The following is an 8,839-nucleotide window of genomic DNA, read 5'->3' as shown; positions in this document are numbered from 1 at the left end:
TCCCGGCCGCCCCGGACGCGGCGGCCGAACCCGGCGTGGCCGAGACCGGGGGCGCCGGGACGGGGGTGATCGAAGCTGCGGTGGCCGCGTCCGGGGCGGCCGGGACGTGGGCGGGCGAGACTGGGGGCGCCGGGTCCGGGGTGGCCTCCGTGGTGGATGCCCCGGCGACGGACGTGCCCGGGATGGTTCCCGCCGGAGCGGCTGGCCATGCCATGAGCGGTCCTCCTGCACGGCGGGCGTCGATCGTTGCCTAATGATCGTCGGATATCGGTGGACTGTGTGGCATATTTATGTTAACAGACGGCGATTCGTCCGGATTGTCGACATCGTGGCCTCAACATCATGCTTGGCGAAAGGGCGCGCCCGATCCACGGCATGACACCGACGTGGCCTGACGCGGTAGGGCCTGACGTGGGATGAGTGCACGATGGGTACCGTCTCGCCGGGCTTTCAGGGCCGTCGGCGGTCCGCGCCCCCGTGCCTTCCTCCTGGTCAGTACCTGCGTGAACGCGGCGATCAACATCCTCCGGAGTAGTCACGTCTGCGGGCCGAACGGCTTCGTCGAGGCAGCGGCCGACATGCTCGTCGCGCTCGGCCACGAGCCCGGGCGGATCCGGACTGGGCGGTTCGGGCCCGGCGGCCGCTGAGGTCTGACCGGGGCCCGGCGGCCGGCGAGGACCCTGGTTCCGACCCGTCCTGGTCTCACCGATCTCGCTAATCTCACCGATCTCGATGTGCCCGGTTCGCGTTCCGATCCGCCTTGATCCGAAGCCCGACCGTCTCCTTCCTTCGCACGGGTTCTTGTCGGCTTGGTCTCGCTTTCAACGGTGATTTCCGATGTATGGTCTACTGGAACATTTGTGGGCCCCGGTGGGGAGCGCCCGCGGACGCGGTCGCCCTGACGATCGACGACGGTCCGCATCCAGTGTGGACACCGCGGATGCTCGACGTCCTGCGCCGGGCTGGACCGGCTGGCCCGCGGGTTGAAGAACGTCACCGACTCCCGTACGGGCACGCGGAAGGGCCGCCGGGTCGGCTTTCCCCGGTTCAAGAAACGCGGGAAGGCCCGCGACTCGTTCCGGTACACGACCGGCGCCTACGGTCCGGCTGGGGATCGGCACGTGAAGCTGCCCCGGATCGGCCGGGCAGTGCCGGTCGCCGTAGACGCGCTGCCACCCTCGGTCGCCTCCATGCCCGCGTCGCCTACCAGCGCCGCGACGGGCTGCGCAAGCTTACGACCAGGCTTACGACCAGCCATGACGTCGTGGTCGTCGAGGACCTGCACGTGGCCGGGCTCGAAGACCTGTTCCGGCTGTGGCGGGCGAAACCCAAGCCTCACCCTGTCGGACCGTATCTTCGCCTGCCAGTCCTGCGGGCTGGTGATCGACCGTGACGCCAACGCCGCGGTCAACCTGAAGCACCTCGTCGCCGCCAGTACGTCGGAGACGGTAAACGCCCGTGGAGGCGCCCAGCCGTTCAGTCATCGTACACCGGCGCAGATCCGGGCCGAGATGGTCCGCGCCCAGTCGGTCATCGTCGACGCGGGCGGGAAACCGCCCGGCTCTTCCGCGCGCCGGGTGGTGACTGGTCGCCGGCGAGGGTTCATCGGCACCGGGCGGGGCACGTTCCTGGCGTTGGCCACGGAAGGAGCTCCCGATGACCCACGTCGCCGACATCGACTCCCCCTGGTTGGGCGCCTGGCACATTCCCCGCAGCCGGGGTGCGGTCAGTGGTCTGCTGCTGATGCTCCTGGGAGTGTGGGGGGCGCTGATTCCGTTCATCGGGCCGTACTTCGACTTCGCCTTCACCCCGAACAGCGCCTGGACCTGGACGTCGGCCCGTTTCTGGTTGGAGGTGCTGCCGGGTGCCGCCGCGTTCGTCGGTGGGTTCCTGCTGTTGATGAGCTCCACCCGGGGCACCGCCGCGCTGGGTGCGTGGCTCGCGGTCGTCGCCGGCGCCTGGTTTGTCGTCGGCCCGACGCTGGCGGGCCCCTGGGACCTCGGCGCGCTCGGCCGGCCGGTCGGTGGGTCCGCCCGGCAGGCGCTCGTCTGGATCAGTTTCTTCTACGGCCTCGGCGCCGTGATCCTCTTTCTCGGTTCGACCGCGTGGGGTCGGCTGAGCGTGCGGGGGGTGCGCGACGTGGCCGCGGCGCGCCGTCAGCGGGAACTCCGGGAGCAGGCGGCCATGCGCCCGGGCCCCCTGGCGGAGCCGGAGGTCTATCCCAGCGACCGCCTCAGTGCCTCGGTCCCGACCGAGGGCGTTCCGGCCGAGAGCGCTCCGACTGAGGGTGCTCCGGCCGAGGGTGCTCCGGCCGAGGGTGCTCCGGCCGAGGGAGCCGAGGAACGCACGGGCGCGTTCGGCCGTCATCGGCGCCGCAGCCACCACTGACGGAAGGATCCGTCGGGGGGAACAGGGGAAGCGTGCGTCTCAGGGCCGGCCGTGCGCCTCAGGGTGGGCTGAGCGTCTCGACCCGGAGTGGTTTCGTGGGTCGGCACCGGCGAAGTCCTGCGTCCAGTAGGTGCCGTACGCGCCGCCGGTGGCGTAGCCCACGCCGATGGCGGTGAAGGCACAGGTGAGGATGGTCGTCCGCCGATCGGCGCTGTCCATCCACATCTGCATGGTCCGAGCCGCGGTGAGCGATCCGGCGGCGATGTTCTCCCCGATGAGATCGGCGGTGTACCCGTTGGCGGCCAGCCGCTTGTCGAGGCCGCGACCGTCCCTGCCGGTGTAACCGAAGTAGCCGTTCGCCGCCATGTCGGCGCTGTGCGCCTGCGCCGCGGCTGCCAGCCGGGCGTCGACCGTCAGCGCGCCGCAGCCCGCTCGGGCCCGCTCGATATTGGTCAACCGGACCACCTCGGCGGCCTCGGTGCCGGTCCGGGGCGGGGCGACGGGCGGCGTCCGCGTCGAAGCCGGAGCGGGCGCGCTCGTGCCCGGTGCGGCGCTCGTGCCCGGTGCGACGAGGGGTGCCTGCACCGGAACCGGCAGGCGGGCATCGTCCGGCAGGCCCGCGGGCGGTTCGTCGGTCCGTGGCGGTAGCGGGGCCGTGGCCGTGGCCGTGGACAGGCCGGACGACGCCGTCGGCGATGTCCTCGCCGGCTCCGCAACCGGTTCCGGGTGCGGCTGCGTGGTCGGCTGCGGGTGCGGCTGCGTGGTCGGTTGGGCGAACGACCCCGCGGTGAGCTCCGTGTGCGCCGCCCCGGACGGGTGCGGCGGGATGGGAGTCGCGGCGATCGTGATCTCCTGGTCGGCCCGGGCTCCCGTAGACGGTGTCGCCGACGCTGCCTTGCCGGCGGGAAACGCCTGGCAGGCCGTGGTGAGCGCCGCTGCGAGGGCGGCCACGGACGCGGCGGCGATGACGGTCGTGAATCGAACCGAACCCATAAGGCCTCCTCGGGTCTCCCCCCCCGGGAGCAATACGAGCAAAGATAACGAATTTCGCGGGTGGCGCTCCTCGCCTGTCATCTTGTGGTCCAGCCGTGGTAAGGCCGGAACCGGATGCGCTGGCCGGGCCGGCATTGCGCGGCCAGGTGCAGATCCTCGGACGCGACGACGCCCAGCATGGGATAACCCCCGGTGACCGGATGGTCGACGAGGAAGAGGACCGGCCGCCCGTCCGGGGGGATCTGGATCCCTCCGGTGACGATGGCCTCCGAGGGCAGCTCCGCGGTGATCCGGCGGCGTGGCGCCGGCCCGACGAGCCGCACGCCGACCCGGTCGCTCTGGGCCGTCACCTCATAGGACGCGGAGAACAGCGTGGGCAGCGCGTCCGCGGTGAACCAGTCGTCGCGGGGGCCGGCGAGGACCCGCAGGGTCGGTTCGTCCGGGTACTGGGCGAGCGGGGCGAGGTCGACGGTCGGCGGGTCCGCGCTGTCGGCCGCCGACGGCAGCTGCCGACCGGCGGTCAGCGGTTGCGGACCGATCCCGGAGAGGGTGTCACTCGATCGTGAGCCGAGCACCGGTGGGACACCGATCCCCCCGCGAATTCCGAGGTAGGTGCGCAGGCCCCGATCGGGTGCCCCGATCCGCAGCAGCGCGCCGGCGGGCACGTCCACCGGGGAGTACATGCTGATCTGGCGACCGGCGAGTTCCAGCGGGCACGGCGCGCCGGTCAGCGCGATCAGCGCCGGATCCGTGAACCGTGCGATGAGGCCGCCGTAGGTGAGCTCGACCGCCGCCGCGGTCGCGACGTTGCCGACGAGCCGGTTCGCCAGCAACAGACTGCGACGGTCGGCAGCGCCGGACCGGGTGATGCCCAGGTGCGCGAGCCCTGGCCGGCCGAGATCCTGGACCGTGGCGAACGGGCCTGGTGCGACGATTTCGATCATGAAATCTTGATCATGATATTTCGATCACGACACCGACCGGGCAGCGTCGGCGTCGGCGATGGCGTCGGCGATGGCGATGAACCGCACCCGCGTGCCCGGGGCCAGCACGGCGGGCGGCTCCCGGCCGGGATCGAAGACCCGCAGGTCGGTATGGCCAATCAGCCGCCATCCGCCAGGCGAGGTCCGCGGGTAGACGCCGCTGAACTCGTCGGCGATGGCGACCGCGCCCGCGGGGACCCGGGTGCGCGGGCTGTCCCGGCGTGGCACGCGCAGCGCCGGGTCGAGGCCCGCGATGTAGGCGAAGCCGGGAGCGAAGCCACAGAACGCGACCCGGTGCCCGCCACGTACGTGCCGGTCCGCGACCTGCGCCGGAGTCAGTCCGCTGAGCCGGGCGACCTCGGCCAGATCGGGGCCGTCGTAGCGCACCGGTATCGTCACGACGTCCCGGTTGAGCGGGGGACCGGCCTGCGGCCCGGGGCCGGACGAGGGATCGGGACCGGTCTGCGGCGCGGGGCCGGACGAGGGCGTGGGGCCGGACGTGCCGGGCTGAGCCCCGGCGGCGCGCAGCAGGGCGGCGCTCAGGCGCCCGGCGTCGGTCGCCGCGGGATCGAACGCGACCAGCACCGTCCGCGCCGCGGGAACCAGTTGGATGATCCCGACCGGGGCGATCCGCCGCAGCCGCGCGTAGAGGGCCTCGGCCTCGGCCAGGCCGGCCACCTCGACGAGCAGTGCCTCGTCACCGCAGGGCAGGATGCGCATCGCGATCCTCTCAGCTGAACGGGATCAGGGGGACACCCGCGTCGAGCAGGGCCTGGCGCAGCCGTCTGACCAGCTCGACCGCGCCCGCCGTGTCCCCGTGCACGCAGAGAGAGCGGGCGTCGACGTCCACCGGTGTGCCCTGCCGGCTGACGACCACGCCCTTGACCGCCATCCGCACGCCGCGCGCGACGACGACGTCGGGATCGTGCAGGACGGCGTCGGCCGTGCGCCGGGAGACCAGAGTGCCCGCGGCCGTGTAGGCGCGGTCGGCGAACGCCTCGCCGACCGCGGTCAGGCCGGCCTCGCTCGCGCGCCGCAACCACGCCGATCCGGGCAGGCCCAGGACCGGCAGCGTCGCGTCGTAGCAGCGGATGGCCTCGACGACGGCCTGCGCCTGCTCCTCGTCGGTGACGATGGCGTTGTAGAGGGCGCCGTGCGGCTTGACGTAGCGGACCCGGTCGCCGGCCGTCCGGGCGAAGGCGTCCAGCGCGCCGAGCTGATAGAGGACGTCGTCACGTAGATCGTCGGGGTCCATGTCGATGCGGCGGCGACCGAAGCCGGCGAGGTCGCGGTAGCTGACCTGGGCGCCGATGCGGACTCCGCAGCGGACCGCCTGCTCGCACGTCCGCCGCATTGTCGCGGGGTCACCGGCGTGGAACCCGCAGGCGATGTTGGCGCTGGTGACCAGGTCGAGCAGGGCTTCATCCTCGGTGAGGCGCCAGACCCCGAAACCCTCGCCGAGGTCGGCGTTGAGATCGAGGGGACGCGGCGGATCCGCCGGAGGCGGTGGTGCGGCGGGATGTGCCTGTCTGGCGGGGTGTACCTGTTCGGCGGGATGTTCCTGTCTGGCGGGAGGCGGTGGCTCGGCCGGGTTCGGCGGATCGGCCGCCCCGGTGGTCGCCCAGTCCGGCCGAGGTCGCTCCCGCCTGCCGGGATCTCGCTGGTCGCCCATGCTGCCAATTGTTCACCACCTCGGCACTGGCGATCCGCCCCCGTCGGCACGGTGGCGGGTGGGGGCGCGACGGGGTGGTCATAATCGTGACCTGGCCGGATCCATCCTGGCCGGGACCGCCGCTCCCGCGGTGCCGATCGGCCCGTTCCGCCATTCCCGCGGGCCGGCCGACGCCCCGGTCGTCGTCGTCGAGTATGCCGACTTCGAATGCCCGTACTGCGCCCGGGCGACTCCCGTCCTGCACGAGTTCACCGAGACCTCGCAGGGGCAGGCCCGGCTGGTCTTCCGGCACTTCCCGGTGTTCGACGTCCATCCCTACGGGCTCACCGCGGCGCTGGCTGCGGAGGCCGCCGGGGCGCACGGGCGATTCTGGGAGATGCACGACCAGCTCTTCGCCCATCAGGACCGGCTGGCCGTCGGCCGGTGAATTTGGGGGACCTGAGCACGGTCTGCGGTCCCTGGACCGTGTCTGGCTCCCCACAATTCGGCTGCCGCGCGATCATGCCAGACCGAACAGGTCGGACAGGTCGGACAGGTCGGACAGATTGGCCAGATCGGCCAGGTCGGCGTGCATCTCCCAGACCAGGATCTCGGCGGGAGCCGAGGCGCTGACCCGCTGACCGCCGGTCGCGGTGAACCGGACCGCGTCCCCGGCGCGCAGCACACCCGTCCCCTCCAACGTCACCTCGCCCTGCGCCACGAACAGGTGCAGGTAGGGAGCCTCGGGAAGCGTGACGTCCCGACCGGGGCTGAGCCGGGCGGCGCACAGGGCCGCGAACCGGTTTCTGATCGTGATCGCGCTCTGCCCGCGGTGCCTGGCCATCCCGGACGCCACCGGTACCAGGCCGCCGCGTAGCAGCTCGTCGTCGATCTCCAGCTGCTCGTAGCCGGGGTCGATGCCCCGGCGGTCCGGTGCGACCCACATCTGGACGAAATGCACCGGCTCGTCATGCGGCTCCCCGCCGTCGTCGAGACGCCAGGAGTCGTTCTTCTCCGAGTGCAGGATCCCGCGACCGGCGCTCATCCGCTGCGCGAGTCCCGGGTAGATGACGCCGGAGTGGCCGGTGGAGTCCTGGTGCACGAGCGATCCGCGCAGGACCCAGGTGACGATCTCCATGTCCCGGTGCGGATGGGTCTCGAACCCGGTCCCGGCAGCGACCGTGTCGTCGTTGTTCACCAGCAGCAGACCGTGGTGGGTGTTCGACGGATCGTAGTGATGGCCGAACGAGAAGGAATGGTGGGAGTCGAGCCAGCCGACGCGCGTCGCCGCTCTGTCGTCCGCCCGGCGAATGTCGATCCGCGGCTGTGGCTGTGGCTGTGGCCGCGGGCGCGGACCCGCGGAGGGGGGTGTGGCGGAAGACGGGACCGCGGTCGGTGGGACCGCGGTTGGCGGGGTGGACGACCCGGGGGAGGACGGCGTGGCCCTCATGGTGAACCCTCCTTCACGGTAGGCAGGACGATGCCTGCGCAGTCCAGCGTCGTCGGGGCCACGGACATTCCACGGCCCGCGTCCCGCCCAGGCAGATGACCCGCCAGGTAGAGCAACGGAATCACATAAATGGACATATAATATGTCGATTTTGGTGACCGGATAGTGCGACCAGGCGTTCCGCGCTGTGGCGGATACTGCTGTCAGATCTTGCTAGCATTCAGATCTTGCTAGCATGTTGCGCATGTCGCGCACGATCACGCTCCGGCTCTCGGCTGAGGCCTACGAGGCGGTCAAGCGGTACGCCGAGGCCGAGCACACCTCGATGAACGCCTGGGTCGAGGGCGTGCTTGACGCCGAGGACATGCGCCGGCGCTGCGCCGCGCACGGGGCCTGGGTGCGGGCCGACCCGGCGGTGGCCGGTGCGGCCCTCGCCTTCGGGGAGGCCAACCAGCGGGCTCTCGCGGTGTCGGGGCTGCCCAATCTCGCCGACGCCGCCGGGTGAGGCCACCGCGGCGCGGTGAGATCTGGACCGCGGGCATCGGGCCGGCGCCGCAGGCGGTGCTGGTCCTCAGCTCCACGGTCTACAACGAGATCGCCTACGAGCCGACCGTGCTGGTCGCCCTGGTCGTGGAGCACGCCACCGATGAGGGGTTCTGCGTCGACCTGGGGGAGGGGCAGTGGGCCGTGATGGGCCTGGTCACGTTTGTGGCCAAGGCTGCCCTGGGTGAATGCCTGCGCCGGGTCGACGTCCAGATGCTCACCACCGCCAACACCATGCTGTTCAAGATCTTGGCCACGCCCGAACGCTGACCTTACGGCAACCCCGGCATCATGACGGTCACGAGGTCCGCCGGAGGCGCGGATGCTTGTGAGCGCGGCCAGGGTGTCGTCACCGAGGGAGTAGCAGCCGTGGAAGTAGCGGATGCCGTGGGTGCGGTGGTAGGTGGCGTGCACGCGGTCGGGGTGCTTGCGTGGCGCCGGGCAGGGCCCGTGGCAAGGGCGGATGGACAGTGGCCCGAACTGGTCGAAGGCGAAAGCAGCGGTCGGGCAAGCGGCGGGTCACGTCCTCGATGCGGTCCAGCCTGGCGTCGGCGTCCGGGTCGGTGGTTTCCTTCCAGGTTCGGGTGCGCTGGAAGGAGATGGCGTGGTGGTGAAGCAGCTGCCGCAGCCGCTCCCGCCCGACGGTGACCCGGCGGGTGGGGTTGTGGCCCAGGGAAGTTATTCAGAAACTCTCTTGATTCTCTCGAAGCTCAGTATTCGCTCGGATTGCTGTTCGTTGATTTTCTGGAGGCCGACGGCTGCCTGGATGTCGGCATCGATACGGCCGAGGTCGCTGCGGTAACGGCTGGTGAGGATTCGCCAGTTCTTCGT

The 8,839-nt window shown here is 71.3% G+C and carries 9 protein-coding genes and 3 pseudogenes; 7 read left to right on the top strand and 5 right to left on the bottom strand.

Translation table 11 applies throughout. From position 1 onward, the window contains the following. From AC08OV_RS21220 to AC08OV_RS21205, 4 genes and pseudogenes are all read left to right on the top strand, one after another. Window positions 1-254, top strand: a pseudogene (locus AC08OV_RS21220) (hypothetical protein); the annotation flags it as partial. Between the two features lie 587 nt (window positions 255-841). Further along, window positions 842-1,240: pseudogene (locus tag AC08OV_RS21215) on the top strand (hypothetical protein); the annotation flags it as partial. Next, window positions 1,191-1,370 (top strand): annotated as a pseudogene (locus AC08OV_RS21210) (hypothetical protein); the annotation flags it as partial. The pseudogenes AC08OV_RS21215 and AC08OV_RS21210, both read left to right, overlap by 50 nt. 286 nt (window positions 1,371-1,656) lie before the next feature. Next, entirely contained in the window at window positions 1,657-2,388 is a 732-nt protein-coding gene (locus AC08OV_RS21205; protein ID WP_476614756.1) for a hypothetical protein, read from the top strand. A gap of 39 nt (window positions 2,389-2,427) precedes the next feature. Here AC08OV_RS21205 and AC08OV_RS21200 read toward each other — a convergent pair whose 3' ends face one another. The 4 genes from AC08OV_RS21200 to AC08OV_RS21185 form a co-directional block, all read right to left on the bottom strand. Beyond that, window positions 2,428-3,381 carry a CAP domain-containing protein gene (locus AC08OV_RS21200; protein WP_476614757.1) on the bottom strand — a complete coding sequence of 318 codons (954 nt, stop codon included), beginning with the start codon at window positions 3,379-3,381 and terminating at the stop codon, window positions 2,428-2,430. 77 nt (window positions 3,382-3,458) lie between these two features. Then, window positions 3,459-4,325, bottom strand: coding sequence for a 5-oxoprolinase subunit C family protein (locus AC08OV_RS21195; RefSeq protein WP_476614758.1), 867 nt, complete (start codon window positions 4,323-4,325; stop codon window positions 3,459-3,461). A 24-nt stretch (window positions 4,326-4,349) separates the two neighbouring features. Further along, the gene (locus tag AC08OV_RS21190) at window positions 4,350-5,084 is read right to left on the bottom strand and encodes a 5-oxoprolinase subunit B family protein (protein ID WP_476614759.1); all 735 of its coding nucleotides are present in this window, start codon (window positions 5,082-5,084) and stop codon (window positions 4,350-4,352) included. Window positions 5,085-5,094: 10 nt separating this feature from the next. After that, window positions 5,095-6,036 (bottom strand): LamB/YcsF family protein, encoded by a 942-nt coding sequence (locus AC08OV_RS21185; RefSeq protein WP_476614760.1) that lies wholly within the window; start codon window positions 6,034-6,036, stop codon window positions 5,095-5,097. Window positions 6,037-6,094: 58 nt separating this feature from the next. On the opposite strand from AC08OV_RS21185, the gene AC08OV_RS21180 reads away from it, so the two are divergent. Continuing rightward, window positions 6,095-6,463 (top strand): DsbA family protein, encoded by a 369-nt coding sequence (locus tag AC08OV_RS21180; RefSeq protein WP_476614761.1) that lies wholly within the window; start codon window positions 6,095-6,097, stop codon window positions 6,461-6,463. 72 nt (window positions 6,464-6,535) lie between these two features. Here AC08OV_RS21180 and AC08OV_RS21175 read toward each other — a convergent pair whose 3' ends face one another. Further along, a complete protein-coding gene (locus AC08OV_RS21175) occupies window positions 6,536-7,465 on the bottom strand; it encodes a pirin family protein (RefSeq protein ID WP_476614762.1) in 930 nt (309 codons plus the stop codon). A 244-nt stretch (window positions 7,466-7,709) separates the two neighbouring features. Here AC08OV_RS21175 and AC08OV_RS21170 point away from each other — a divergent pair, with 244 nt between their 5' ends. Together AC08OV_RS21170 and AC08OV_RS21165 are read left to right on the top strand one after the other, a co-directional pair. After that, window positions 7,710-7,970, top strand: a complete 261-nt coding sequence (locus AC08OV_RS21170; RefSeq protein WP_476614763.1) for a pilus assembly protein HicB — start codon at window positions 7,710-7,712, stop codon at window positions 7,968-7,970. After that, window positions 7,967-8,278 (top strand): MazF family transcriptional regulator, encoded by a 312-nt coding sequence (locus AC08OV_RS21165; RefSeq protein WP_476614764.1) that lies wholly within the window; start codon window positions 7,967-7,969, stop codon window positions 8,276-8,278. Before AC08OV_RS21170 ends, AC08OV_RS21165 begins: the two co-directional genes overlap by 4 nt. Window positions 8,279-8,839 lie beyond the last annotated feature (561 nt).

It is taken from the genome of Frankia sp. CeTa3Moorea (genome assembly GCF_978021225.1).
The sequence above is the reverse complement of the archived record's forward strand: the minus strand, read 5'-3'. Positions and strand labels throughout refer to the sequence as shown.

Bases quoted from the DNA above. Each gene is read 5' to 3' on its own strand.
- AC08OV_RS21205 (WP_476614756.1), top strand. From the start codon at position 1,657: ATGACCCACGTCGCCGACATCGACTCCCCCTGGTTGGGCGCCTGGCAC.
- AC08OV_RS21200 (WP_476614757.1), bottom strand. From the start codon at position 3,381: ATGGGTTCGGTTCGATTCACGACCGTCATCGCCGCCGCGTCCGTGGCC.
- AC08OV_RS21195 (WP_476614758.1), bottom strand. From the start codon at position 4,325: ATGATCGAAATCGTCGCACCAGGCCCGTTCGCCACGGTCCAGGATCTC.
- AC08OV_RS21190 (WP_476614759.1), bottom strand. From the start codon at position 5,084: ATGCGCATCCTGCCCTGCGGTGACGAGGCACTGCTCGTCGAGGTGGCC.
- AC08OV_RS21185 (WP_476614760.1), bottom strand. From the start codon at position 6,036: ATGGGCGACCAGCGAGATCCCGGCAGGCGGGAGCGACCTCGGCCGGAC.
- AC08OV_RS21175 (WP_476614762.1), bottom strand. From the start codon at position 7,465: ATGAGGGCCACGCCGTCCTCCCCCGGGTCGTCCACCCCGCCAACCGCG.
- AC08OV_RS21170 (WP_476614763.1), top strand. From the start codon at position 7,710: ATGTCGCGCACGATCACGCTCCGGCTCTCGGCTGAGGCCTACGAGGCG.